Genomic DNA, 26,081 nt, shown 5'->3' on the forward strand with positions numbered 1-26,081 from the left:
TATTATTGTTGATCGAATGCTTTTAATTGCGGGATCATGGTTTCCAGCCAATCAATCCAACCTACTTCTAAATCAATTCCAAGTTGTAGAATCATTTTATGAATAAATTGGGTGCGATCTTGAGCTTGCCCATTGGCGAAATCTTTTGCAAAAATTGTTTGGTAAGTTTTTAAATTTTCTTTGTGTAAAATCAGATGCCGTTCCAGTTCAGGCAGTACAGTGTTACCGCCCAGTTGAGCTTCAGCACGTAGCCGTACCATCAATTCTTCACGTAATTGGGCAGGCGGACTTTGTTTGACCATCCAGTCTGCTAATTCGGCCCGACCCATTTTTTCAACTTGATAGGTTTTTTTACGGCTCGTGGAGTTGCTGTCTTCTAGAGTGGAAATCCAGTTTTTCTGCTGCATTCCGCTCAGTTCACGGTAAATTTGCTGATGCGTTGCATTCCAGAAGAAGCCCATGGAGCGGTCAAAGCGACGTGCTAAATCAATTCCCGTACTCGGTTTTTCAATTAAGCTGGTCAATAAAACATGGGCTAAAGACATAAACGGCTCAGTCAGTAAAAATTTACCTAAACATTATGCAACATGTTGCATAAAAATCAAATCTAGAATATAAATTATGCAACAAGTTGCATTAAACACCCCATTCGCTAGCTCAAATAGCCCGCCAAGGAGATCATATGTCTAATTACCCTCATTTGTTAGCCCCTTTAGATTTAGGCTTTACCACATTAAAAAACCGTGTCTTGATGGGGTCCATGCACGTGGGCTTGGAAGAAGCGCCTGGTGGTTATGACCGTATGGCGGCATTTTATGCTGAACGTGCTCAAGGCGGTGTAGGGCTGATTGTGACAGGGGGTATTTCACCGAATGACGCAGGTCTGACCTTTGCTGGTGGCGCGAAATTAGACAGTCGTGAAGAAGCTGAAAAGCATCAAGTGATTACTCAGGCGGTGCATGATGCGGGTGGTAAAATTGCCATGCAGATTTTACATACCGGACGCTATTCTTATCAGGCCGATTTGGTTGCGCCGTCCGCGATTCAAGCCCCGATTAATCCAAGTAAACCGCATGCTTTAACGACTGCAGAAGTGAACCAGACCATTGCAGATTTTGCTCACTGTGCCAAATGGGCACAGTATTCAGGATACGATGGCGTAGAAATCATGGGTTCGGAAGGTTATTTGATTAATGAGTTTATCGCCGCACGCACTAACCATCGCGATGATGAATGGGGGGGGAGCTATGAAAAGCGGATTCGTTTCCCGATTGAAATTGTAAAACGCACCCGCGAAGCAGTCGGTGAACATTTCATTATCATTTACCGTTTATCCATGCTGGATCTGGTTGAGGGCGGTTCAACTTTTGATGAAGTGGTGCAACTGGCGAAAGAAATTGAAAAAGCCGGTGCAACCATTATCAATACCGGGATTGGCTGGCATGAAGCACGTATTCCGACTATTGCCACCAAAGTACCGCGCGCAGCATTTACATGGGTAACAGAAAAACTGAAAGGTCTGGTCAAGGTTCCCCTGATTACTTCAAACCGTATTAATACCCCAGAAATGGCAGAGCATGTTTTGGCTTCCGGTCATGCCGATATGATTTCCATGGCACGTCCAATGCTTGCCGATGCATTCTTTGTGCAAAAGGCGGAACAAGGTCGTAGTGATGAAATTAATACCTGTATTGGTTGTAATCAAGCGTGCCTTGATCATATTTTCTCGATGAAAATTGCAACTTGCCTAGTCAATCCACGCGCATGTTATGAAACAGAACTAATCTTTAAAGAAACAGCGATTGCTAAGAATATTGCGGTGATTGGTGCAGGTCCGGCTGGATTAAGCTTTGCCACCTATGCGGCAGAGCGTGGACATCAGGTCACTATTTTTGAAGCAGCGAATCAGATTGGTGGTCAGTTTAATATTGCCAAAACTATTCCGGGCAAAGAAGAATTCTATGAAACGCTACGTTATTTCAAACGCAGAATTGAATTACTTCCTAACATTCAGTTACGTCTAAACCATCAAGCGACTTATGATGAACTGAGCAAAGCAAACTTTGATGACATCGTAGTAGCAACAGGGGTGACTCCACGCCATTTAGTAATCGAAGGGATCGATCATCCAAAAGTTATGACTTATCTGGACGTATTAAAAGAACGTAAGCCGGTCGGTCAGCGTGTCGCGATTATTGGTGCAGGCGGTATTGGTTTCGATACAGCTGAATACTTAACCCATGAAGGTGATAGCGCAAGCCTGAATCCGGAAAAATTCTATAATGAATGGGGCATTGATACCACGTATGAAAATGTCGGTGGTTTGAAAGCACCAGAACTAGAACAATCCAATCGTGAAATTTATTTATTGCAACGTAAGGCAAAATCAGTGGGTGCAGGCTTGGGTAAAACTACGGGCTGGATTCACCGTACCGGTTTGAAACACCGTGATGTGAAAATGATAGCAGGGGTAAGCTATGAAAAAATTGATGATCAAGGCTTGCATATTCTGGTCAATGGGCAACCCACAGTATTAGAGGTTGATAACGTGGTGATCTGTGCCGGTCAGGAACCGTTTACTGCCATGTTTGATCAATTGAAAGTAGATGGCAAAAGCGTGCATTTGATTGGTGGTGCTAAAGAAGCTGGTGAACTGGATGCAAAACGCGCCATTCGTCAGGGTGCTGATTTGGCGGCAGTAATTTAATTTATTGAGTCCTCTCCCTTTTGAGAGGACTCACATAGGTTTTAGAGTAGAAAGAAAATACTCCCCTCTATTTATGAAGTGAAATAATAAAATCATAAGGAAATAAAAATGGCTTTAACAAATACTCAAGCATCGCTTCAGCGCTGGCATGAAATGCTTGAAACACGAGATATGTCTATCTTGAATGATCTGCTTGCTGAAGATGTGGTGTTCCGTTCACCGGTGGCATTTAACCCTTATCCGGGTAAACAAGTGGTGTTTTTTATTTTGACCAATGTCATTCAGATCTTTGAAAACTTTACTTATCACCGTGAATTCTATACAGAAGACGGATTAAGCGTGGTACTGGAGTTTTCAGCCAATGTCGGTGAAAAGAAACTTAAAGGCATTGATATGATTCTTTTCAATGAACAAGGGCAAATTGTTGATTTTGAGGTGATGTTGCGTCCCAAGAGCGGTTTGGAAGCATTGGCTGTACAAATGGGACAACGCATGGCTGCTTTTATGCCAAAAGCATAAAGAGTATAGTAAATAAATAAACTGTTAATGGAATGACATGTACTCAGTATTTTAAGTTGCATCATTTTTAAGGTGGAGCAAATATGAGAATTTTAGTCAAAAAAATTAGTATGTTGGCACAAGAAATTGTTGATCAGATGACCGGTGCAGAATTGCCTACGCTGTATTTCAATCCACAAGGTGAAGCACGGCAAATGCTCGATGTTTTGCCTCAATTAAAGCAGAAATATCGTCCAACACCATGGTTGTCAAATACGCATTTGCATTTGATGTATTTTGACTTGATTAAAAAGAAAACCATTCAGCTTAAATATGATGCCCATGAACAGTTACAGATGTCGGATGGTGGTGTCACAGGTGTTGCATGGTATGGGCTTGATCTACCTGCCGATACCCCGACTATTATATTAATGCATACACTGACAGGCACACCTGAAAGTATGTCAGAACTGGTGCGTGACTTACATCAACATACAGGTTGGCGTGTGGCATTGTGTTTGCGTCGTGGTCATGCCAACTTACCCATGCCGATACCGAAGATTTCTATATTCGGTTCAACGGATGATTTGCGTGAACAAATTCTGCATATTCAAACAAAGTTTCCAGATTCTCCTTTATATGCTGTAGGTTCATCTGCGGGGACTGGATTATTGGTGCGCTATCTGGGTGAAGAAGGTGAGCAAACTCCATTTAAAGCCGCTTTTGCCCTTTGTCCAGGTTATGACACTGAAAATGGCTTTAAAAACGTCCATCCTTTTTACAGTAAGGTGATGACCAAAAAGCTTTTTAAGTCTTTTATTTATCCTTATACGACAACTTGGGGACAAACGGCTTCTTTGTCGCAGGTGCTGGCCACTACAAGCCTATTAGAATTTCAATATCAGTGTTTTGAACTGGCAGGCTATAGCAGTTTTGAGGACTATAATCAGGCAACCAATCCGATCTTGGTATTTGAAAATGTCAAAATCCCACTCATGATTTTAAATGCAGAGGATGATCCAGTATGCCATATTCGAAATTTTGATCCTTTTAAAGAAGCTATCCAACAGATGTCAAATATTATGGTGGTAACCACAAAAAAAGGCAGCCATTGTGGTTTTTATGAGGGCTTAAATCACACGAAATCATGGTCAGCACGGTTGATTGCAGACTATTTAATTGCGCAACACCAGTAAATTTTAAAAGCTAGAAATTGCTTTGTAACGAACTCTTTGAAATGTTTTGATGCAATTACAATTGTTCCGTCTGGTAAATAATTGGCTTTTAAGTCAGTATCTCTGTTATAGTGACTCAACAATAAAAATGACATGAAAGTGTTCTTTTTTTAAATTGATATAAGTCTTATTAAATCTGAGTTATCAAAGTTAAGGTCGTTATTTTGAAATGCCAATGGTGGCGTTTCTGTATGTGTTGAAAAAAATTGGTGTAAATGTTGAATATAATTGAAAATTTAGTAGCAAAATCTGTAAATGGTAGTGAAATTATTGTATCGCTGGTACCTTCAAAAAAAATGCAAAGTACTCGTGATGGGTTTAAATGGGTTGAAGTTGGAAAAAGAGTAATGCTTCAGTCTGGTGTTGAAATCGATTTGAACCTTGATGGTCGTAGCTTCTATACAGGTGTTAATGAAATGTTCCGATTCACCTCACGTGTGAATTAAACATTTAAATACTCACTGATCTAAATTAAAAACCGCCTTGATGGCGGTTTTTTGCTATCTGCTCATTCGTTTATAGTTAAAGTTTTATATCAATGAGAATTCTCATTGATACAAATATTTTTATAATAAAAAATATGATTTAAGATGTGCAATGCTTGATCTGTTTTAGGAATTAAATAAATTAGGATTTTATCTAGAGCTATATTTGAAGAAATTAATTTTTACATTTTGTGTTTTTGTGAGCGTTTTATGTCACTTTTTGTCATTTATTGGTGAGTATAATAAAGGTATAAAAAGTAATCCACTTTATATAGGGGGTGGTAGATAATGAGCACACTAGAATTATTAGTAACTTCCTCATCAGCTCTTATGCTCATGCTTGTTATTTATGCTTTTGGACAAATGTTTAATTAGTCAAAATAGGTTATATAAAAAAGCATCTTAGGGTGCTTTTTTATTGCTCTAAACTTTATCACCTTGATTTTATAAAACCACTTTAAGCAATTTTAGGCCCGGTATGTATAGTGTAAATGAGTTCAGACAAATCCTAATCCAAGCTTTCTGCATACGTTAAATATTATTTCTTGGTCGCTTCATCCAAGTTTTGATCGCAATTAAGTAGCCATAGATATTTTAAGTCAACTTCACCGACCAGTACCATATATAATCAGCGTCAATTTTTAAAATCCACTAATCACCTTGGCTAAATGGAATCCCGCGTAAACCTTCAGGTAGGAAATTCACTTCAAGTTGGCCTTTTGCTCCATCTACAATAGTGGCTTCCGCAATTCCTTCATCTAAAGCTTTGTCCTTATCTCAGCAGCGTTTCTGTGCCTGAACAATCTTCTGCTTGATGCTTCATCGGTAAGAGGGATATTTCATACCAAGTGCCAAGATAACGATTTAATTCAAAATTAGAAACTGAAGGAATTTTTTGACATATTTCTTTTCCTTATTCATGTTTTCTTTAGTCCTTTAAGCAGTGTTACTGATAAATAAGATGTTGAATATATGGAATTTGTTGGGGTTTTGAATTTTATATGTTTTAAATAGTATATTTTTTAAACGTGATTTATATATTTATTTTAAAATCGTGATTGAAAATATTATATATTCTTAAGAAATTAAATTATATTATATTATAAATATTTAATGTAGAAGTAATTAATTTTATAAATTTTTTTATTAACTACTGGATTGTTTAATATTAATATTTAACTTTATAAATATACTTTTATTTCAGTATTATATTTTGATACATCATTGCTGTTTTTATTAAGTTAACTTGGGTATATGCTGATATTGTGATTAATAATTGGACTGATATTGTCGTTTAGTGCAATGGCCAGCAGGAATACTATTATGTCGAAATCTCAAAATCAACCAGAGTCTAATCAACGTAATCAACCTATAAAACAACCCCACCATCTACCAGAGCATGACCATAGGAATAATGAGAAAAGATCGCATGAAAAGCAGCCCGCACAGAGCGAAAAATAAAAACCAGCTCTTATGTCATTGCTGTGTTTAAAGGGGTTTAGGCCCCTTTAAACAAGACAAGAGGATTAAAGTATGCATATGAAACCTGTGAAAGTTTATAAAATGAATAAGGATTTTAAAATTTCACCTAAACTTATTTATATGGGTGAGTATAATTTAATGAATGTGTATGATTCATTACAAGAAAAATTAACCAGAATTATGGGGACTTATCAATGGATTCTAAATTCTACAGGGGAGGTTTTTTTTTATAGCAGAAGAGCTTCCTGATTTAACAAATTAAAGGTTTATATAAAATGAATATGACAACAACATATCCGCAAAAATTAGTCACATTTTATAAATTGGATAGTCCTGATATTCAGCGAGGTGTTTGGGCTAATTATGATAAAAATGGAAATTTTATAAATCTCACTAATTATTATGGTAAAAAATTAGAATTAACTGGACCTGATCGTGTTCGGATAGATGGGGAAGTATGGGTGTGTAAAGATCATTTTAAATAAATTTTTATTATGTCATGTTTTAGATAATGATAATGATTAGAAATATGAAAACTTCATATATTAGTTAATAAAAAGAATTAATATTATATTTCAAGATATCTAATTGTATATTTGAATTTTAAATAATTAAATAGTAGATTAAGAGATGTTGAATCTCTATAAAGTGAATAAGTATAAAGTCTTAAAGAAAATTTCTGAGGAATCGTATATATTTGTATTTCTTCTGAAAGCCGATATTGAGATTAAAAACATGCTATCAAAACAATTAAAAATACTTAGCTCTATTCTCACCATTCTTGGTATCTGTGCATTTTTCGCATTTCAATATTTTTTACAATCTGATGAGCGTGGGGGCTTTAAAGAAGGAACTGAACAATACAATGGATATCGCTATGCCCAAGACAATCAGCTAAAGTCTGTAGATGAGTGTAGTGATGGAAAGAATGATCCAGCAATGAATTTTAATCCTGATTTTTTGCAAGGGTGTCAGCATTACTTTAATCAATAGTATCGGCTAGTGTTTTCGCTTATGAAAGTTGCACAACAGTGGATTCGTCAAAAATATTCTACTACAGTCATTTTTTTGATGCCTGACGTTTTGGAGTTGCGACATATTCATCTTTCATTTCAAAGAAGAATTGATTTGCTTGCTTAGCATTGCAATTTAGCCAGTCCATTCTATTATTTTCAGGTATCACAATAATGGAACGCTTTTCATCATTCGGCTTATGGAATTGCTTCATAAATGAATGATGATCTGCATTGATGGTTAATAAGCTCATTGATCTGATAGGTTTGTTATTGATTACTGCGTCTTCATAGATCGCAGCAAGAGTGAAAGGCAGTCCATCTTCACGGGAAATTCCATACCAATGTGGCTTTCCATCTATATATTTGGGTTCAAAAACCGTTTCCACAGGGACTAAGACAAATTGGCTTTTATGCCAGGCATATCGAAAGCTGGGCTTCTCAGCCACGCTTTCAGTTCTGGCGTTATAGGTATGACGACCAAATTTTAACTCTTTAGCCCAAAAAGGAATGAGCCCAAATTTGGCTAGATCCCATTCGGGTTGATCAATCCCATGCATCAAAATTGGCGCATCGTATAAAGGAAAAATATCATCAGGAAATTCAAATGGAGGTTCTGGAAGGTCCAGAAGAAAGGCTCTATTTTTTTTGATAGCTTCAAAATTTGCACACATCAGCAGTCTCTTTATTTTTATGAATATTTATTAAATCAAAAATAATCCACACAAATAATGAATCTTACAAATCTAGAACTATTCCTATTAAAGCCAGTTATCTTAAGGACTGTAATTACATTGCTCGTATGTAAATTATAGGATTTGAGTGATGGAGATTTCAGACTGTAATGCCAAGGCGAGTTTTCGGATTGATCTTTACGGATGTGGGTAATAGTACGAAAAAGAACTTTATCTTTCCAGTTTTTAGTGGCCTTTGAGAACACTCTATAGATGAGTTTGATAATGTAATCGTTTGTTGGGATTAATTTGCAGGATTAATTCATAGAAGGAATTTTTTGCAAATTAGTTTAATTCAGTAAATCTGGAAAATAACAAAGAGAAATTAGTTGAAATTTATATAATCTCAATCTGAAGTATATTTTGGTCAATAATACGGCAATTGAATTGAGCTTAAAAGTGGCTTGTTAATGAACATAATATTTCTAACACTACTGGTAAATAATGTGAATTTAGGAACTAATATACTTGTGGCAGATCAATCATATAGATGAATCAAACTTACCTAGAAGAAAATTGAAACAGATATAGTGTGGAATAATAAAATTTAAGGAGTAGATTAAAAAAGTCGTTATGAGTACGGCATATTCCAGATGATAGGATGTAAATAAAATGGCTAATCAACAACCCTTGCAGCAAAGTCAACATAATCAGCAGCCTGATCAACAAAACCAATCTAATCAGACACAGCCGGATCAGCAGAATCAACACATTCAGGAATCCAACCCACAAAAGCAGTCCAATGAGCAACCTGAACAACCACCAAAGCAACCGAAATAAAACTTTGTCTTATTCGCCTTGAATCTAAGTATTCAGGGTTTTTATTATTTTAAAGTTTTATACATTTTAATTAAAGGCAAAGAATAAATAAAATGAACTTAAAACTCTTCAAAATCATAAGCGCAGTTATAGCAATTATAGGCATTGCAGCCTTTCTATATTTTCAATATTCAATGAAACAAGACGAATTTGGTGGTTTTAAAGAAGGGACCGAGCAATACAATGGTTATCGCTATGCACAGGACACGCTTAAGTCTGTTGATCAATGTGATGATGATAAAGATGATCCAGCCATGAACTTTAATGAGGAATTTTTTGAAGGATGTAAAAAGTATTTTGAAAAATAAAAGGAGGTGGCTAAGATAGAGTTGATTGTATAAGATCAATAATCACTGATGCAGTTATAATTTAAATAAAATAACCTCTGCACCCCTAAAAAATTCTCCGTAACGCTCTGCAATAAAGCTTTCAGCTTCTCTTTGACTGGTAAAAACTTTTGACCGATCTTCTTCAGTCGTCCAGTGCCATTGGTTAAACATTGAAAAATGCAACTCCGATATCTCGCAAGTATGTGAGTCATTGAATTGATCGCGATAAGTTAAAAAGTTCCTATCTTTTTTTATGCAATAGAGCGCCATCAGTTTTGCCTCTATAGTGTAAAACTGAAATTGTAGATGAGCAGGAACACTTGAATATTGTTAAATTGTGACTTACAAAGAAAAGTATGTTTTCTACACAATTAAAGCTATGTTTTTGCATTGTTTATTCTATTTTTCTTCCCGATAAGCGGTAAATAACTGCGAATAATAGGTGAATTGAACAGAACAAAGCCCTAATTAAAGGGCTTTTTCAGAATATAAAATATTCTTTTAATTTCTAATGGTGATGTCTTTTTTCTTGCCACCACCATCTTGCTTATTGACTGTAGCCCAAGCAATACGCTCTGCATCTTCTTCAGAAAGACTACGTTCTCTTTCACTGTCAAAAATATGTTTCGCCTGTCGCTTCTGCTTTTCTGTATACGCTGATTTATCACCTGCACCTGTAGGCATAATTTTTATCCTCCTACAAACATCAATAGATCTCTTTATAATTTTAAATCAAGTAAAGCAAACTTAACAGGTATAATTCATACGCAGGATGTATCATAGATTGCTGAAAAAGAGTAATTTTTAATGTGTATACAAGTTTTGAAATAATTAAGTTTTAAAAAACTCTATCAAGTTGAACTGCTGCTGGATTTGTCTTAGATACAAGCCAATAGCACTCTTTTAATTTATTAACCCATTTAAAGTACATCTGTTTATAACCCTATGTTCGCACTACCGATCCATCATAAACTGGCAGGATTTTACTTTTTCTACTATTCCATAGTAGGAACCTTCATGCCTTTTTGGAGCCTTTATCTTGAGGATCAGGGTTTTAATTATCAAGAGATTGGACTTTTATCTTCCATAGCGATTGTGACACGTTTTTTTGCACCGTTTATTTGGGGATGGATTGCTGACAAGTCTGGTAAAAGAATGTTGTTGGTACGCATCGCAACATGGATGGAAGCCTGTATTTGGTTCATGATTTTTCTGATTCCAAATACTTTCCAGTCTGTTGCATTACTCATGCTTATTTTTAGTTTTTTTCAAAATGCAATTTTAGCGCAATTTGAAGGGGTGACTTTATTTTGGTTGGGTGAAAAGCGGACTGAACTATATGGCAAAGTTAGAAAATGGGGTTCGATCGGTTTTATTGTCGGTGTCTTCGGTATCGGCGCTTTATTGGAAATTGTTCGGATTTCAATGTTACCTGTTATGTTGCTGTGTATTGCATTTCTGGCTTTTATTTGGTCTTTCAGCATCAAAGAACCGAGTAGCGCACCGCGTTCACAAACGCAATTGGAACCACTATTACCGATATTAAAACGACCTGTTGTGGCTGCTTTTTTTGCAATTGAATTTGTCTTGTTATTTTCCCATGCGCCATTTTATAGTTTTTATAGCAATTACTTGCATCAAGTCGGTTTTAGCACAACAGAAATCGGTTTTTTATGGTCAGTGGGCGTGATCGCTGAAATTATCATGTTTGCTTTTGCCCATATGTTTTTAACTCGGTTTTCTTGGCGTAGTCTGGTGAGCCTTTGTTTGATTCTGACCGGAGCAAGATGGATTGTTGTTGGCTTATTCCCCAACTTATTTATTGCGCAATTTTTAGCACAAACCATTCATGCCTTTAGTTTTGGCTTGTTTCATATGATTGCCATGCGCATTATTTTTCAGAATTTCTCAATGGGTCAGCAAGGTCGTGGTCAAGCGATGTATAGCACCATGTGGGGCTTAGGTGTTGCTATAGGCAGTATCTTGGCAGGTAAATACTGGCAACTGATCTCTGGCGAGGTAATTTTTATCATTGCCGGGCTTTCAACGTTAGTAGGCTTGCTGTTTGTTCGATGGCTACCGAAACAGATTCAACAAGCCTAAATCTGAAGTTGAATAATATTGAGAGCCTATTTTTATAGCTGGATTTCACTGTATCGCTTAAACCAGGGTTGTGCTTGCTCCAGTTGAGCCGCCAGTTGCAGTAACAAGTCTTCACGGGCAAAAGGTGCAATAAACTGGGAACCTAAAGGCAAATTGTCCTGATTCCAGTACAGTGGAACAGACATCGCCGGAAGACCGGTAATATTGGCCAATTGGGTAAAAGGAACCCATTTTAAATTTTCTTTCACAATTTGATCGACCAATTTTCCTTGAGCCAGTAAATGGGCTTTTCGGAGTTTTAATAGACTTTTTAAAATCGGTTTTTGCCAGTTAGGTATTTTGATTTCACCATTTTTAGGTGCGACAGTAGCTGTTGCAGGGGTTAAATATAAGTCATAGCGATCAAAAAAATGATTCATTTTTGTGGCATAGATCCCCCAGTTATTCAGGTTGTGAATATACTCAATTGCCGTGGTTTGCCCACCGAAGGCAGCAAGTGCAAGTGAATCCAGTTCAAAGTCACTATCTTTTGCCTGATGTTGTTGTTTAATTTGCTCAAGCATATAAGAAAACTGACTGAACCAAGTGGTAATAAAATCTTTGGCAAGTGTCATGCCATCAATCGGTGGCGTATCTTCCACTACCGTATGACCTAATGACTCCAATAATTGCGCCGTATGTTGAACCGCAGCAATCGCATCTTTAGAAACATGGGTGCCAATAGGGGAATGGGTACTAAAAGCAATTTTTAGTTTTTTAGGCGGATGTTGAATGGCCTCTAAATAGCTATTTTGAGGAGGTTCAATTTTAAACAAGGAACTATGTTCAGCGCCGTGGGTTGCATCCAGCATTGCTGCGCTATCGCGTACTGTTTTGGCGAGGATGTGTTGAATAGCAGCTCCATGCATGGCCTCACTCATTTGTGGTCCCCACGGGGTACGTCCACGGCTCGGTTTTAATCCAAATAAGCCACAGTAAGATGCTGGAATACGAATAGAACCACCACCATCGCCAGCGCCGGCAATCGGAACAATACCTGCTGCAACCGCAGATGCAGAACCTCCTGATGATCCGCCACTATTATGTTTTAAATTCCAAGGGTTGTGGCAGGTTCCCCAAGCCTCAGGCTCGGTAATTCCTTTAATACCAAATTCTGGTGTGTTTGTACGTCCAAAGGTGACAATGCCGGAATTTTCCCAACGATTCACAATTTCAGAATTATGTTCAGAAATATGATTGATACGTTTTAAGCCTTTGCAGCCATAGGAAGTGGGATAGCCTGCATACTCTTGGAATAAATCCTTTACTAAAAATGGTACACCCGCAAAAGGACCGGTCAATTCTTGCTGAGTGCGTTTCTGTGCATAGTCATGCATGGGAATAATAATGGCATTTAATTTTGGATTGGTATGAGTTGCGCGCTCTAATGCTAAATTTAGTAGTTCTGAAGATGAAACTTCTTTGTTGGCAACTAATTTGGCCAATCCTAGGCCATCATATTGTAGATATTCAGAAAGATTCATTAAGATCCTGGTTTTATTTTTCATATGAACTTTAGTTGTTGTAATGGATTTTATATGAAGAAGCAATACTGTCCTGATTTCACTTCGAAACACCTGATTGGTAAAACGCTTGGTTAAAGTTTGAAAATCAGGAAGGCGTCGGCTTGTTGCTAAATAAAACGGGATTAGATTCCGATCCAGGTTTGCAAATGAAAAAACTTTATTAATATTCTAAAATATAGCCTAAGCATTAAAATTTACTCTAGTTATATTTTACTCACAAAAATAGAATAGAAATCTTTGATTATTCGTAACAGCAGAGAGCACTCATGAAGGTCATATTAAGCGCATCTGTGTTATGCAGATTTAAAGAAAATAATTTAGTTATTTCAATCAAGTATCTTTTTATTTTTTAGCTTAATATGAGTAAAAATATTGTTGTAATATGGTGATAAATACTGGTTTTTCATAAAAATATGCTAAGTTGTAGAGAGAGATTTTTAGCCTTGAACTTCTGTATGAAAAACGCATATCTAACAATTTTACTTATATTCTGCTCATCGGTCGCAATGGCAAATGATAATCAAGCCGTTGTAGCAACTGAAGATGACACAGCTGAAACAGACAGTTCAAATACTATTCGTGTCGTAACTCGTCCCGAAATTGTTGGCCTATGGGGAATGCAGGTTGCCAATAATAAAAAATGTATTGAATATTATAATTTTAAAAGTAATAACAATGTCATCATAAAGAGTGGGCAAGAGTGGTCATCAGGTATTTATGATTATCAGCAGTCCCAAGAGGAACGTACTTTGTTACCTGCGCTGGTTTTGCAGGTAAAATATGACAATAATGAAAAAGATTGCTCAGGTCTGCAGGAAGATCAAACCGGCGAGATTTCTCAGTATTTTGTACAATGGAAAAATCCATCGACCATTAACTTTTGTAGTAATGAAAAAGCAGAACAATGTTTTGCGACATTACGCCGTGTTTTACCTTAAGCGCTAAAAACTAAGCTATAAAATTATAGATATAAAAAACCGCTCATGAAGAGCGGTTTTTACATTTAAGACATCAATCAGTATTAAGAAGCTTCTTTTTGCTGACCTTCTAATTTCTGAAGCAAATGCTTTTCAAGATAATGAATATCCATGGCTTGGGCACAGAAATTTTCATCTTGTAAGATTAAGTCTTTATGCAAAGGAATATTGGTTTTAATTCCAGTTAAGATCATCTCTTCCAAGGCTTGTTTCATACGCGCAATACAAGTTTTACGATCTTTACCATGCGCAATGAGTTTAGCAATCATTGAGTCATAGTAAGGTGGAATGCTGTAGCCTTGGTAGATGTGCGAATCTAAACGAATACCTGCACCACCTGGCGCATAATAATGCTCAATTTTCCCAGGAGAGGGCATGAAGTTAGCTGGATCTTCCGCATTAATACGGCATTCCATCGCATGACCATGACATTCAACATCGGCTTGTTCAATATCTAAACCAAGCCCGCCCGCAATACGCAGTTGTTGTTCAATAATGTCGATACCAGTGACCATTTCAGTGACTGGATGCTCAACTTGAACACGGGTATTCATTTCAATGAAGAAGAACTCATCATCTTCAAATAAGAACTCGAATGTACCTGCACCACGGTATTGCATCATCTTACAAGCATTGACACATGCTTCTAAGATATCAGCGCGTGCCTGTTCCGGTAAGCCTGGAGCAGGTGCTTCTTCAAGCACTTTTTGATGGCGACGTTGTAAAGAACAGTCACGGTCAAAAAGGTGAATAGCATGACCATTACCATCAGCTAAAATCTGTACTTCAACATGACGCGGCTTTTGCAAGAAGCGTTCCATGTAGACAGTATCATCACCAAACCACATTTCTGCATCACGCTGTGCTGCCTGAACAGACTCAAGTAGCGTATCTACACGTTCTACAATACGCATACCACGACCACCACCACCTGACGCGGCTTTAACAATCAGTGGGAAGCCAATTTCTTTCGCCTCAGCCAGTGCATTATTGGTGGTTACTGCATGAGCCGAACCTGGAACTGTTGGAACACCGGCTTTACGCATTGCAGTAATGGCAGAAACTTTGTTCCCCATCAAGCGAATATGTTCCGGACGTGGGCCAATGAAGATAAAACCTGAGTTTTCGACAATTTCCGCAAACTCGGCATTTTCAGACAAGAAGCCATAACCTGGATGGATGGCATCTGCACCGGTAATTTCAGCAGCAGTAATAATTGCTGGAATATTCAAGTAGCTTTCACTACTCGCGCCCGGACCAATACACACCGCTTCATCAACAAAGCGTAGGTGCATGAGGTCTTTATCGGCATCGGAATAAATGCCAACGGTTTTAATTCCTAAAGTTTTGCAAGCGCGGGTAATGCGTAACGCAATTTCACCACGGTTTGCAATTAACACCTTTTGCAACATTTATAAATCCCCGTGGTTTTACGCGCGATAGCGGAAAAGTGCTTGACCGAATTGAATGACTTCACCATTTTTCACTAAAATTTCTTCAACGACACCGCTTTGAGTGGCTTCAATTGGGTTCATAATTTTCATGGCTTCAATGATGCCCAAAGTGTCGCCTGCAGAGATCGTTTGGCCCACTTTAACAAATGGTGGTTCACCAGGGCTTTGTGCAGCATAGAACACGCCAACCATCGGTGAAGCTTCTACAGCACCACGTGGAGTTTTTGCAACAGGTGCCGCTGCTGGAGCTGCAGTCATGGTTGGAACGCCTGCCGCAACCACTGGATTGCGACGAGTTAAGGCGATGGATTGATCACCTTCTTTAACTTCTATCGCTTGTAAGTCAGATTCAATCATCAGGTCGATGAGTTTCTTGATTTTACGGATATCCATGAGACAGTATTCCTAATTATGATTGCGTAGAAAGTTGAATTTTTTCGATGGCATAATTCAGTGCAGCGGCATAGCCCTGAGCACCTAAACCGCAAATTACGCCAACGGCTTTATCGGACAGATATGAATGATGTCTAAATGCTTCGCGAGCATGCACATTCGATAAATGAACCTCAATAAACGGGATTGCGACACCTAGAAGGGCATCACGTACTGCAACAGAGGTATGGGTCAATGCAGCAGGGTTGATAATGATGAACTGAATGCCTTCTTGTTGGGCTTGATGAATTCGGTCCACAATTGCACCTTCCCAATTACTTTGGAACGTGTCTAATGAAAGAGATGAATTTTGAGCTTGAGCGATGAGCTTCTGATTAATATCTTCTAGGGTGAGATGCCCATAAACTTCAGGTTCTCGCTTTCCTAACAAATTTAGATTCGGTCCATGAATAACCAAAATGGTCGAGCTCATTCAGCTTGCTCCAATTATAAGTTTGCAAATCTACCTTGCAAGATGTCAGCAAAGTTTGCGTATTATGGCATGTATTTCCACATTTTTATTATGAACTGTTTTAATCAATGTGAAAGCTACGTGTCAAAACTGAGCTATATAATGAAAACTTTGCAAGGAATTGGCAATGTTAAAAAATGACATTTTTTATAATTATTACTATTTTTTACATTGTAAACTGAATTGACCAAAACAGTTCATTTATTTTGTGTAACAGCTAGGCCTGAATCCGAGATAGTCAGAAGTTCTTGCCAGCAGGTGGTATAACGTGGAGATCGGTGGTGCTGTTTCATTTGCCATGCTGGGCTGGTGGAATGATAACCGACTTGTATACAATCTGAACCGTAACGTTGCTTCATTTTCAATAAAATTTTCATCAAATCATCACGCTGTTGAATCAGTTGCAAGGGTTGCCATAAGTCATGCATATGCTGTTGCTTAGAAGACAGCGCCGTAAACATCACTTCAACTTTGACATATTTTTTATTTTCTTTAAATAAAACATTTACTTGCTTTAATGCTGTGTGATTTAAAGTCAGTAAATCATCGGTGGCATATTCAAGTCCTAGTGCATGGGAAGTACCCTTTTTATAGGGGGGATTAGGTATTTTTTCATACAGTGAAACATGCACACACGCGCAAAGTTGCTGCTGTGTAGTTAAGCGTTTATGAGTACGGTTTACATGAAAAGTAACGGCTTGCTTTAAGATGGACTTGTCGCTTAGATCTGAAGCAAAGCTGCGAGAGGAAAGTATCCTTTTTGAGGGGATTGCAGGGTCATCCAAGGCAATGCAGGATTGACCTTTTAGCTCACGAATAGTACGTGCAATGACCACCGAGAACTGCTTGGCAAGATGGTGTTCATTGGCAAAAGTTAAGTCATAGCTATTATAAATTTCATAATCTTCAAGTTGCTTGCTTATTTTGCGACCAATTCCCCAAACATCGGCTACAGGTGTTTCTTGAAGTAAGCTTTCATAACTGCAAAAATCTAAGTCAGGCAAGAAACAGAATGATTTAAAACCAGTTCTTTTTTTCGCAAAATGATTCGCCAGCTTGGCTTGAGTTTTAGTCGCGCCAATACCTATACAGCAGGGTAAGCCAATCCATTGATTAATGGTACTGATCAATTCCCGGCAATATTGTTCAATGTCGATGCTTTTTGCATAAGGCGTTAAGCGGATAAAACATTCATCAATCGAATAAGGCTCAAGATCATCTATATGGAAGTATTGCTGTAAGATTAAAAAGAAGCGCCGTGACATATCTCCATATAACGCGTAATTGCTGGAAAATACTTTTACACCTGCCTGCATCGCCTCTTTTTCAATTTCATACCATGGAACAGCCATCCCGATGTTTAAAGTTTTGGCTTCATTACTGCGAGAGACTACACAACCATCGTTGTTGGAGAGTACAACCACTGGTTTGTCATTTAGCTGCGGATTAAATACGCGCTCACAACTGACATAACAGTTATTAATATCTATTAAAGCAAACAGTTGTTCTTTCATTATTTTTAATCTTGATTTTGTAACATTATCAAGTTAAGAATAAAGAGATATTTAAAAAAACTCAAATTAAAAATTTGCGAATAATCAATAGGGCATTAGATGAGGAGGTTTAACCTCCTGTAAGCTTGAGTGTAATTACAGTTAATAGCGTAAAGTCAGGCGAGAGTTATTTGCTAGAAATCAATAAATTAATATTTTGAATATTACAATGAATTAAGTCGATACAGTTTGGAGGTTGGTGAACTGGAAATATCCGATAGATTAGTAAGAGTCGTAATTAGTACGGCATATCCCTAACAACTAAAGGATGGATATGGAAATGGCTAATCAACAGCAACCGAATCAACAAAATGACAATCAACGTCAACAACAGCAAAACAACCCACAAAGTGACAAGCAACAACAGCAACAAACGGGTAAACAACAACAGCAGCAACCCAATCAACAACAGCAAAAAAATCCTCAGCAACGCTAAGGGTTAAACAAAAAGCCTCAAGATGATCTTGAGGCTTTTGTCTAGCTATAGCTGCTTGATATTTTGCGGCAATAAGAAATTTATTATTTTATATTTTAATAGAGTCTTTCTATTCATAACGAAAAGCCCCGTTTTATTGAACTTATATAATTTCATTATCGTAATTTTTTTAAAATACAGGTCACAACTCCCCAAATAATCAACTCATCTTCACTACCTAAATAAATATCTGGATATTCCGGATTTTCTGCTTTTAACCAAATCTTAGGTTGACTATTGTTTTGCTTCTCTTTCATCAGTCGTTTTACCGTGAACTCATTATTGATTAAAGCTAAAACGATGTCACCGTGTTCTGCGTTTAAGCTCCGATCAACTAAAATCTGGTCATCTATATCTATCCCTGCATTTTTCATTGACAAAGAATTCACCCTCAATACAAATGTACTCAGTGGGTTATGGATCAAATATTCATTTAAGTCGATAAAGTTTTCTGTGTAATCTTGAGCAGGAGAGGGAAAACCTGCAGCAACCGACTCCAGCGGATAAGCAATATCTATCTGGGTGCGAATTTGAATCGGGTGGAGTTCAATATTTTTAATGCGATCATCTTCAGGCTTTGGCAGTAACCAGGCTTTAATTTCTGCTACTTTGGACTCGGGAACACGGATAACCACCGTTTTTTCTTGATACTGGGTTTTTCGCCCTGCATTTCTACGTCTGCCGCCGTGGCTATGTGATGTTATGGTTGGATCTTTAGCTTTCATTATTGTTTCTTGAATTTGTAACTTTTTCAAGCTTAACAAAAAATACTGAAAATAAAAAGATTGCCTACATATTTATGATCTAGGATAAAATGCACTATTCAGCTCAATTTACCAAGGTATAAGCCATGAACCAGAAATCACCCTTAGAAGAATTAATCGCAGAACAAAAGCTATTGTGTGAAGAATTTGATTCTGCTTATATTAAAGTGAGCGGTGATGATGTTATTGCAGTTGCGATAGATACATTAAATCAAGAACCGATTGTCGGGATTCGTAAAAAACCGGAAACAGAAGAAAATGTTGCTTGGTTTATCTATGGTGGAGAGCTAGGAGAGGGCGAAGATTTTTTTCAAACCATCACCGTTCGAGAGTTACAGGATATTTTGCCGGAAGTGCTTCCGTACTTGGCTTTGGCTGAAGGCTTCCGTTTTATGATTGATCGTGAAGATTATGAAGATGTATGGAAAGAAGGCCAAGATTAAGTAAAAAGTAAGCTGTTCAAATTGATGATATGAGCCACTAAATCAGTGGCTTTTACTTTTTAGCCTCTGGATTTGAAAGTAACAATTTTTTAAATAATGATTAAGGCGCTAAAAATAATTTCTTGAATAGTTAAAGCGATTCTAATAAGTTCCTTAATCGCTTGGAATGGAACAGCGTGGTTAAATTTTGAATCCATTAATCCACAGATTACATTTCTATGTTGGTGTATAAATAGACAATTATTGGTACTATGTTAATATTAGATAGAAATATACCTTGTGTAACGGGAGTTGTTCGATGACAGCTTATACCATCATGAAAGCAGGCAAATATGAGGATGACATGATTCCTAAACTTGCTATACATGCATTCCGTCATGCCTTTAACAAAGCATGCTCGGTAGCGACCGTCGTTTATGCAAAAGAACATCAGCTGCTACAACGCGAAGTTAATGGACATGAAACCGTGATTCGTGACTTGTCTAAGGCTTATGTCACAGTTGATCATTTTCCTAAAGTTCTAAAACGCAAGAGAAAACAACAGGCAGCTGTGTAACTGAATGCCTCAACCAAGAATAAGGATGTTTGCCGGTCCCAACGGATCAGGAAAGAGTACAGTCAAAGAATATCTATTGCCCCATCACATTGGGGCTTATTTAAATGCCGATGAATTAGAACAGAATCTTAACGCGAGTCATCAGCTAGATTTAACGACTTATCATACTGCTTTAAAAACACCAGATCTCATTAATTTCCTCAAACAGAAAAAACGTCCGAATGCTGGACTGTTGGTTGCTTTGCTAACAAGTGAGCCTATTCTATTAGATGATGGGAACATTCTGTTTGATCCCTCAGAAATAGATTCCTATCTCTGTGCACGTATTATTGATTATATTCGCCTGGAATTTTTACGCTTAAAGATCAGTTTTACTTTTGAAACGGTGATGTCTCATATTTCTAAAGTGGAATTTCTACAAGAAGCAAAGCGACAGGGTTTTAAAACTTATTTGTATTATGTATCGACTGTTGATCCGATGATTAATATTGCCCGAGTTAAATATCGGGTCAGCGTAGGTGGACATCCTGTACCTGAACATAAGATTGTGGAACGCTATTACCGGAGTATGGATTTACTCATGCAGGCGGTAGATGCGAGTGATCGAACCTATTTGTTTGATAACTCTTCTAATGGTGAAAAGGCTGCATTTATTGCAGAGATCCAATCTGCAGAAACTTTAAAAATGAATCCTGATGTTCAAAACTTGCCTTGGTGGTTTGCAGAAAAAGTTCTGAAAAATTTCACTGAAGAATAAAAGATTGTATATATCTAACAACAAGCCCTTGAGTAAGACCAGCAAGAAATTGATTAACTACAGGTCTGACAAGTCATATGATCCCAAGAGATATAATAAATTAGGGGATTAATGAGCTTAGGGAGTCTACTCGTGGAGTATAGCGGAGCTGCTAAAAAAATAATTTGAAATAGATCAAAGGATATCTCATAGTGCATACGCCGTGGATTAGGTAGAATAATTCAGTATAAAAATGTTGGTCGATCGAGGCTCTTTAATGTCTAAAAGACTACTGTGAAAATTAACTGCATTGTTAAATTATCTCCATAAAATAAGTCTTTTATCTGTCGTGGAATATTTGTATGTCAGTGGTCATTGCCTAGATATTAAACCCTTAAACCTTATTTAAAACCCCTGCATTATGATTTTTATTAGGATTGTTTGTCATACCATTTTTCTAGGGCATGGTGCAAACGCCATATATTGAATTAAATGCGAGTCCATTGATGATGATTATTGCAGGACTATAAGTGGGTTTTGGTACCCGAATGGCATTCTGGCTGTACCAGGGGGCATAGCATTTGTGGCATAAGCCGGTTGTCTAAACGCTCAATTATTGCAACATTAGCGTTTATATTTGCAGGTTTTGTTACTGTGTACGTAATCCTCCATATTACTGGAGCGTTCTAACATGAAAAACATATGGGCTTTTGTATTTGGTGGATTGTTTTCAGTCGGTTTAATGCTTTACGGCATGCCCAATTCTATATTAGGTCAATGGGATGCGAGTCTTGCATTTGTTATGCTAGGAGCAATCGCGGTGGCATTTATTCCTTTTCAAAAAGCAGTGCATAATCATGCTCCCAAAACAGTGTAGGGTGATTCTAATGATTTACCTAAAAATAATTAGATAGATTCTAAGTTACTGATAGGGAGCCTAATTTTCGGAATCGGTTGGGGGGTTACAGGTATTTGTCCTGCACCAAGCCTGACTTTAATCGTCTTAGGATACTACCAAGCGATTTACTTTATTGCTGCCATGTTTATCAGTATGTTGATTTAGCGCCAATTGATGGGAAGACGTTTATGATGCAACATTCACAATGTGTAGCATTTTTTTTGATCAGCAGACCAATACCTTTAGTTATGTCGTGACAGATCCTTATAAGTCAGCGCTGTGCAATTATCGATAGCATTTTAGATTACGATGCGCCGTCTGCGACAACTAACATCACACAGGCCGAAAATAGCCTAAGTGTAGAATTGGTTTTAGAAACACATCTTCATGCAGACCATCTCACTGCATCACAATATCTAAAAGAACAATAGGGCGGCACAATCGCCAAGAGCAAAAAGATTACGATTGTAGAGGAAACTTTTAGTGCAATTTATAATCTAGACAGCAAGCACTTTAATACTAACAAAACATTTGATCATCTACTTGAACATGGGAAGCAGTTCAAAATTGGTGAAGTGGCAGCCTATAGCATCCCGACACCAGGACATACGCCTGCATGTTTAAGCTAGGTCATTGGAGATGCTGTATTTGTAGGAGATACTTTATTTATGCCAGATTATGGTACGGCACGTTTTGATTTTCCTAAGGGCAGTACAGCGACTTTATTTGATTCTGTCAAAAAAACTATATCAATTAGATGAAAATTTGCGAATTTTTCTCTGTCCTGATTATTTGTCCGAAGGTCGGCTTGAATACAATTCTCAAAGCAGTATTCAAACGCAAAAGAGCACCAATATTCATATTAATGTTCAAACAATAAAAGCTGAATTGGTAGAGATGCGAAACCGCCGTGATGCAACATTGTCTATGCCTAAAATAATATTACCGGCAATTCAGATCAATATGGATGGGGCAGATTTCCTGAACCTGAAGCAAACGGAATTCATTATTTAAAATTACCACTCAACTATTTTAAATAAGATGAGCGATAGAGCAGAGGCTTAACAATCAAGCGCCATTCATAGTGTCTAAGACGATATTAAAAATAAACCTTATGACTTTTGATCTATTTTTTTAAATAGATCTTTTGTTTCCATATAAATGGGGCATTTTAAACTACCACTAGAGGCATCAAAATAAAATAAAGAGTCCGGAATTACCTATCTTAAAATAGCCTAAGCAAAAAATTACACGTTTAAAATAGCAATTGATTAAATCCCTATTATCATCAAAAATAACTCAACCAAATATTGTAATCAAAAAAATTTATGATTTTAAATTATCAAATTCATCTTAATGAAATCGCTTCCGAAAACACACCTCTCATATTTATTCATGGTTTATTTGGGAGTTTAAGTAATCTCGGCATGTTAGCGCGTGCATTTTATCAATCACATTCGGTAATTCAAATTGATGTACGTAATCATGGGCATTCACCCCATTCGGCTGAAATGAATTATGCAGTCATGGCAATGGATATTTTAGAAACAATGGATGCTTTGAATATTCAAAAATTCTCTGTGATTGGCCACTCTATGGGTGGGAAAATTGCCATGCAATTGGCAAATAGTGCAGGGGAGCGCCTAGAACAATTGGTCGTTCTGGATATGACTCCATTTGCATATAAAGAAAGTCATCATGATCAAATTTTTAAAGCCTTATTTGCTGTACAAAATGCTCATGTTAAACACCGAGAACAAGCAACTCAAATCATGCGTGAACATTTAAATGAAGAAATGGTGATCCAGTTTTTAATGAAGTCATTTAGCCAAGGGCAGTGGCTCTTTAATGTCGATGCATTATTTAATCATTACCCAGATATTATCAATTGGACTGCGATTCAGCCTTGGCAAAAAGAAGCCCTATTTATTCGTGGCGGTAAATCTGCATATATAAGTAAAGATGAGCATTTTGATGCAATCAAAAAGCAATTTCCTAATGCCAATCTTAAAGTGATAGAAGATGCAGGACATTGGTTACATGCAGAAAAGACCCAACTAGTTGTGGATGAAATTAATCAATATTTAAAGTTAAATTAAAGTATTAAGTAGAAGCTCAATGAAAATAGGGCAACTAATGTAGAAAATTAATTTATATTATTTACCAATAACTGTCCTTCAGAAGTTAATTGCGTAGCCATTTCAGCAGTTTTTTTGAGCCCCGGCATACGATACTCTGTATGCCCATAATCCTGAATCGACTTCCAACGACCGCCCCAAGTTAAGCCAAATGATTCTGCGACTTCCCCATATAATTGATAGCCTTGCATTGCCCATGGATCACGTTCAGAAATAATAACTTTGCCATTTTTCTTAAATGCAACATCGGCAGCCAAACCAAATTGGTGATAACTTTGAAAACCTCTGGCACGGGTAATATTACTATTTTCAGCCAAAGTGTTCTGACGTTCTGGACTGCGATAGCCCTCTAATAAAATCATTTCATAACCATGACGTTCTTGCATGATTTTAAATACCATCAGTAAACGCTGTTTATAACGCGGATTTATTTTATGCCATTTACGATCAGCCGATGCAAAATCTGCATGTGAGTATTGCATCGACAGATCTGCAGCATTTGGCTTAAATACCTCTGCCTGAATATTTGGCTGAGTAGATTCTATATTTGTCGCAGTAATAATAGCTTCTTCGATCAATGATTCTTCCACTTCTTGTGGTGGGGAAAGCATTTGTCCCTCTAGCAAAGCATAAATTTGAGGATCTACTTCTCTTAAATAATCTGCTTCAATCATGCTGGGATTAATAGGTCTTGTAAAAGTGAAAATCAATATGCTGGCAAACAGAAAAAAACCGGCAACCAAAATCCACCATTGTTGCAAATGCCAATGCGACTGGACCTGTTCAGGCGAAGCAGCATGATTCAACTGTAGAGCAAATTTCTTGGCAGAATCAAATTGTTTTTTACCTTGAGGAATAACACCTAAGAAAAATTGTTGTGTTTTATCCCGAAACTCATAAGAAGATAGCAGTGCTAGGCTACAGGAAACCAAGATAAAACCAATAAAAATAGCAATGATCATGGAGACACGGCGGTTTCTTTGGTTACTATGATCGTTTTATTTAGGCTTTTTGCCCTAGGTTCAGATTGATCCTGATGTAGAAGTATCTTGCTTAAATCATCATTTTTGGATGGGAGGAGCTCAACTCGATGTTCTTCATCTTGTACAAATTGATTGGTTTGAATATCGGGCTGAATGAAACGAGTTTCTAACTCTAAAACTTCCTGCTTTTTTTCTAAAAAACCTGGTTCAGTCTGGCTTATATTTGCAGATACCAAATTACGCATAATTGCATTGTGAATTAAAGTATTTAAATAAATATAGCTCACCATAGAGCTAAAAATAACTCCAGTACAAAAGCCTAAAATCCCATAGAATGCCGCTGGATGATGTATTTTTTTTGAAGGCTTTAAGATTCTTAAAGAAGTCTGTTTTTCGTTCGCCATTTTTTATTTTCTTATGGTAAATGGATGATGAGATATGCCTGCTCAGCAGGTGGACTAATAATGTTTTGGTAAGCTGTTAAGGATTTATTATTTTGATTTGAAAGCATGAAATGTAAACCAATGAATGACAATAAGGCAAAACTTGCTAAGAAGATTAAAATCCAGAAAAATGGTAGTTCACGGTGAATAATATGTTTAATCTGATCGGGCAAGGCTGCAAATGGAGAAAAAGAGGTTTTTTTACCTTTTAAGAAATCAATTTCATCTCCAACACGTGCCACCAGATGAGTTAAATTCTGTATAGACTCAATCCTGAATTTTCCATGAAAACCCAACAGCATACAATAATGAAAGACTTCCAGTGCGGCGAGTCGTTCTTTACCGTGCATACGAAGGGATTCTAAAATTTCAAAAAAACGATAGCCCGCAAGTTGCGAACCAAAAAGGCTTAATTGTAATGGACTAATTATCCAGTGATTCTGCAACTCGAAAAACTGTGCATCTTGTTGTGTGACAATGGTTTCATCCAGTAATGCACAATAAGCATATTTGGCATCATCAATATCATTTGCTGAAAATTGAAGTTTTAGCGCCTGATTTTCAAAGTCGTTTAACAAATTCAATATTTTGTCACGAAATTCATCTGCATTGGCTGGGACATATTGGTTCTTTAATAGAAATACAATATAAAAACCGTAATGTAGTAAATCGACAAGATTCGTTGCACTGATGGCTTTAGCGTGAGTTGCAGTTGGGTTCAAACCCATCCCAATTTGGCCATCCTCAAAGAGTGAAGGGGTAGGATTATTTATAGTCATTGTAATGA

General features: G+C 37.2%; 30 protein-coding genes and 3 pseudogenes. 19 read left to right on the plus strand and 14 right to left on the minus strand.

The window, feature by feature from the left end; genetic code table 11:
• Positions 1-2 precede the first annotated feature (2 nt).
• On the minus strand, positions 3-545 hold the full coding sequence (locus AY606_RS08275) for a PadR family transcriptional regulator (RefSeq protein WP_067867001.1): 543 nt from the start codon (positions 543-545) through the stop codon (positions 3-5).
• Between the two features lie 137 nt (positions 546-682).
• On the opposite strand from AY606_RS08275, the gene AY606_RS08280 reads away from it, so the two are divergent.
• From AY606_RS08280 to AY606_RS08295, 4 genes are all read left to right on the plus strand, one after another.
• Positions 683-2,707: an NADPH-dependent 2,4-dienoyl-CoA reductase gene (locus AY606_RS08280; protein WP_067867003.1), complete on the plus strand. Its 2,025-nt coding sequence runs from the start codon at positions 683-685 to the stop codon at positions 2,705-2,707.
• Positions 2,708-2,815: 108 nt separating this feature from the next.
• Positions 2,816-3,226: a nuclear transport factor 2 family protein gene (locus AY606_RS08285; protein WP_067867005.1), complete on the plus strand. Its 411-nt coding sequence runs from the start codon at positions 2,816-2,818 to the stop codon at positions 3,224-3,226.
• Positions 3,227-3,309: 83 nt separating this feature from the next.
• Positions 3,310-4,401 carry a YheT family hydrolase gene (locus AY606_RS08290; protein ID WP_067867007.1) on the plus strand — a complete coding sequence of 364 codons (1,092 nt, stop codon included), beginning with the start codon at positions 3,310-3,312 and terminating at the stop codon, positions 4,399-4,401.
• A gap of 254 nt (positions 4,402-4,655) precedes the next feature.
• On the plus strand, positions 4,656-4,886 hold the full coding sequence (locus AY606_RS08295; protein ID WP_067867009.1) for a hypothetical protein: 231 nt from the start codon (positions 4,656-4,658) through the stop codon (positions 4,884-4,886).
• 811 nt (positions 4,887-5,697) lie between these two features.
• Here the strand turns inward: AY606_RS08295 and AY606_RS16855 are convergent.
• Positions 5,698-5,829, minus strand: a complete 132-nt coding sequence (locus AY606_RS16855) for a lipocalin family protein (protein ID WP_502692118.1) — start codon at positions 5,827-5,829, stop codon at positions 5,698-5,700.
• Between the two features lie 629 nt (positions 5,830-6,458).
• On the opposite strand from AY606_RS16855, the gene AY606_RS16375 reads away from it, so the two are divergent.
• The 3 genes from AY606_RS16375 (at position 6,459) to AY606_RS08310 (ending at position 7,400) form a co-directional block, all read left to right on the plus strand.
• Positions 6,459-6,656, plus strand: a complete 198-nt coding sequence (locus AY606_RS16375; protein ID WP_067867011.1) for a hypothetical protein — start codon at positions 6,459-6,461, stop codon at positions 6,654-6,656.
• A gap of 26 nt (positions 6,657-6,682) precedes the next feature.
• A complete protein-coding gene (locus AY606_RS08305; protein WP_228259968.1) occupies positions 6,683-6,892 on the plus strand; it encodes a hypothetical protein in 210 nt (69 codons plus the stop codon).
• A gap of 145 nt (positions 6,893-7,037) precedes the next feature.
• Positions 7,038-7,400, plus strand: coding sequence for a hypothetical protein (locus AY606_RS08310; RefSeq protein WP_249409233.1), 363 nt, complete (start codon positions 7,038-7,040; stop codon positions 7,398-7,400).
• 67 nt (positions 7,401-7,467) lie between these two features.
• Here AY606_RS08310 and AY606_RS08315 read toward each other — a convergent pair whose 3' ends face one another.
• Positions 7,468-8,094 (minus strand): SOS response-associated peptidase family protein, encoded by a 627-nt coding sequence (locus tag AY606_RS08315; protein ID WP_067867013.1) that lies wholly within the window; start codon positions 8,092-8,094, stop codon positions 7,468-7,470.
• A gap of 672 nt (positions 8,095-8,766) precedes the next feature.
• Between AY606_RS08315 and AY606_RS16285 the strand changes: the two genes are divergently transcribed.
• Positions 8,767-8,934: a hypothetical protein gene (locus tag AY606_RS16285; RefSeq protein WP_171255377.1), complete on the plus strand. Its 168-nt coding sequence runs from the start codon at positions 8,767-8,769 to the stop codon at positions 8,932-8,934.
• A 92-nt stretch (positions 8,935-9,026) separates the two neighbouring features.
• Positions 9,027-9,281, plus strand: coding sequence for a hypothetical protein (locus tag AY606_RS08320; RefSeq protein WP_067867015.1), 255 nt, complete (start codon positions 9,027-9,029; stop codon positions 9,279-9,281).
• A gap of 54 nt (positions 9,282-9,335) precedes the next feature.
• Here the strand turns inward: AY606_RS08320 and AY606_RS16290 are convergent, their stop codons facing one another.
• Both AY606_RS16290 and AY606_RS08330 read right to left on the minus strand, forming a co-directional pair.
• Positions 9,336-9,473, minus strand: a complete 138-nt coding sequence (locus AY606_RS16290) for a hypothetical protein (protein WP_171255378.1) — start codon at positions 9,471-9,473, stop codon at positions 9,336-9,338.
• Positions 9,474-9,803: 330 nt separating this feature from the next.
• A complete protein-coding gene (locus AY606_RS08330) occupies positions 9,804-9,986 on the minus strand; it encodes a hypothetical protein (RefSeq protein ID WP_067867019.1) in 183 nt (60 codons plus the stop codon).
• A gap of 261 nt (positions 9,987-10,247) precedes the next feature.
• On the opposite strand from AY606_RS08330, the gene AY606_RS08335 reads away from it, so the two are divergent.
• Positions 10,248-11,405, plus strand: coding sequence for an MFS transporter (locus AY606_RS08335; protein ID WP_067867021.1), 1,158 nt, complete (start codon positions 10,248-10,250; stop codon positions 11,403-11,405).
• Between the two features lie 32 nt (positions 11,406-11,437).
• On the opposite strand, the gene AY606_RS08340 is transcribed toward AY606_RS08335, so the two are convergent.
• The gene (locus AY606_RS08340) at positions 11,438-12,928 is read right to left on the minus strand and encodes an amidase (protein WP_067867023.1); all 1,491 of its coding nucleotides are present in this window, start codon (positions 12,926-12,928) and stop codon (positions 11,438-11,440) included.
• A gap of 497 nt (positions 12,929-13,425) precedes the next feature.
• Between AY606_RS08340 and AY606_RS08345 the strand changes: the two genes are divergently transcribed.
• Complete coding sequence (locus AY606_RS08345; protein WP_067867025.1) at positions 13,426-13,908, plus strand: hypothetical protein; 483 nt, start codon at positions 13,426-13,428, stop codon at positions 13,906-13,908.
• An 83-nt stretch (positions 13,909-13,991) separates the two neighbouring features.
• Here the strand turns inward: AY606_RS08345 and accC are convergent, their stop codons facing one another.
• The 4 genes from accC to AY606_RS08365 all read right to left on the minus strand — a co-directional run bounded on the left by accC (position 13,992) and on the right by AY606_RS08365 (position 17,819).
• Positions 13,992-15,359 carry an acetyl-CoA carboxylase biotin carboxylase subunit gene (gene accC / locus AY606_RS08350; protein ID WP_067867027.1) on the minus strand — a complete coding sequence of 456 codons (1,368 nt, stop codon included), beginning with the start codon at positions 15,357-15,359 and terminating at the stop codon, positions 13,992-13,994.
• A gap of 18 nt (positions 15,360-15,377) precedes the next feature.
• Complete coding sequence (gene accB / locus AY606_RS08355; RefSeq protein WP_067867029.1) at positions 15,378-15,794, minus strand: acetyl-CoA carboxylase biotin carboxyl carrier protein; 417 nt, start codon at positions 15,792-15,794, stop codon at positions 15,378-15,380.
• Positions 15,795-15,810: 16 nt separating this feature from the next.
• Entirely contained in the window at positions 15,811-16,266 is a 456-nt protein-coding gene (aroQ, locus tag AY606_RS08360) for a type II 3-dehydroquinate dehydratase (protein WP_067867031.1), read from the minus strand.
• A gap of 236 nt (positions 16,267-16,502) precedes the next feature.
• Entirely contained in the window at positions 16,503-17,819 is a 1,317-nt protein-coding gene (locus AY606_RS08365; protein WP_067867033.1) for a Y-family DNA polymerase, read from the minus strand.
• Between the two features lie 319 nt (positions 17,820-18,138).
• On the opposite strand from AY606_RS08365, the gene AY606_RS16295 reads away from it, so the two are divergent.
• Positions 18,139-18,294 (plus strand): hypothetical protein, encoded by a 156-nt coding sequence (locus AY606_RS16295; protein WP_171255379.1) that lies wholly within the window; start codon positions 18,139-18,141, stop codon positions 18,292-18,294.
• Between the two features lie 155 nt (positions 18,295-18,449).
• On the opposite strand, the gene AY606_RS08370 is transcribed toward AY606_RS16295, so the two are convergent.
• Positions 18,450-19,058: a LexA family protein gene (locus AY606_RS08370; protein WP_067867035.1), complete on the minus strand. Its 609-nt coding sequence runs from the start codon at positions 19,056-19,058 to the stop codon at positions 18,450-18,452.
• A gap of 125 nt (positions 19,059-19,183) precedes the next feature.
• On the opposite strand from AY606_RS08370, the gene AY606_RS08375 reads away from it, so the two are divergent.
• The 7 genes and pseudogenes from AY606_RS08375 to AY606_RS08400 all read left to right on the plus strand — a co-directional run bounded on the left by AY606_RS08375 (position 19,184) and on the right by AY606_RS08400 (position 23,829).
• Complete coding sequence (locus AY606_RS08375; RefSeq protein WP_067867037.1) at positions 19,184-19,540, plus strand: immunity protein Imm33 domain-containing protein; 357 nt, start codon at positions 19,184-19,186, stop codon at positions 19,538-19,540.
• Positions 19,541-19,838: 298 nt separating this feature from the next.
• A complete protein-coding gene (locus AY606_RS08380; RefSeq protein ID WP_067867039.1) occupies positions 19,839-20,096 on the plus strand; it encodes a hypothetical protein in 258 nt (85 codons plus the stop codon).
• Positions 20,097-20,100: 4 nt separating this feature from the next.
• On the plus strand, positions 20,101-20,853 hold the full coding sequence (locus tag AY606_RS08385) for an ATPase (RefSeq protein WP_067867041.1): 753 nt from the start codon (positions 20,101-20,103) through the stop codon (positions 20,851-20,853).
• A 289-nt stretch (positions 20,854-21,142) separates the two neighbouring features.
• Positions 21,143-21,522 (plus strand): annotated as a pseudogene (locus tag AY606_RS16790) (YeeE/YedE family protein).
• Position 21,523: 1 nt separating this feature from the next.
• Positions 21,524-21,895, plus strand: a pseudogene (locus AY606_RS08390) (DUF6691 family protein).
• A 40-nt stretch (positions 21,896-21,935) separates the two neighbouring features.
• Positions 21,936-22,770: pseudogene (locus AY606_RS08395) on the plus strand (MBL fold metallo-hydrolase).
• Between the two features lie 288 nt (positions 22,771-23,058).
• A complete protein-coding gene (locus AY606_RS08400; RefSeq protein ID WP_067867043.1) occupies positions 23,059-23,829 on the plus strand; it encodes an alpha/beta fold hydrolase in 771 nt (256 codons plus the stop codon).
• Positions 23,830-23,876: 47 nt separating this feature from the next.
• Here AY606_RS08400 and AY606_RS08405 read toward each other — a convergent pair whose 3' ends face one another.
• Genes AY606_RS08405 through icmH form a run of 3 tightly spaced genes read right to left on the minus strand, consistent with a single transcriptional unit; the run spans position 23,877 to position 26,073 of the window.
• The gene (locus AY606_RS08405) at positions 23,877-24,830 is read right to left on the minus strand and encodes a M15 family metallopeptidase (protein WP_067867045.1); all 954 of its coding nucleotides are present in this window, start codon (positions 24,828-24,830) and stop codon (positions 23,877-23,879) included.
• Positions 24,827-25,255 carry a hypothetical protein gene (locus tag AY606_RS08410; protein ID WP_067867047.1) on the minus strand — a complete coding sequence of 143 codons (429 nt, stop codon included), beginning with the start codon at positions 25,253-25,255 and terminating at the stop codon, positions 24,827-24,829. Before AY606_RS08410 ends, AY606_RS08405 begins: the two co-directional genes overlap by 4 nt.
• 11 nt (positions 25,256-25,266) lie before the next feature.
• On the minus strand, positions 25,267-26,073 hold the full coding sequence (icmH, locus tag AY606_RS08415) for a type IVB secretion system protein IcmH/DotU (protein ID WP_067867049.1): 807 nt from the start codon (positions 26,071-26,073) through the stop codon (positions 25,267-25,269).
• Positions 26,074-26,081: the final 8 nt, after the last annotated feature.

The organism is Acinetobacter sp. SFB, from assembly GCF_001647545.1.
Taxonomy (GTDB): Bacteria; Pseudomonadota; Gammaproteobacteria; order Pseudomonadales; family Moraxellaceae; genus Acinetobacter.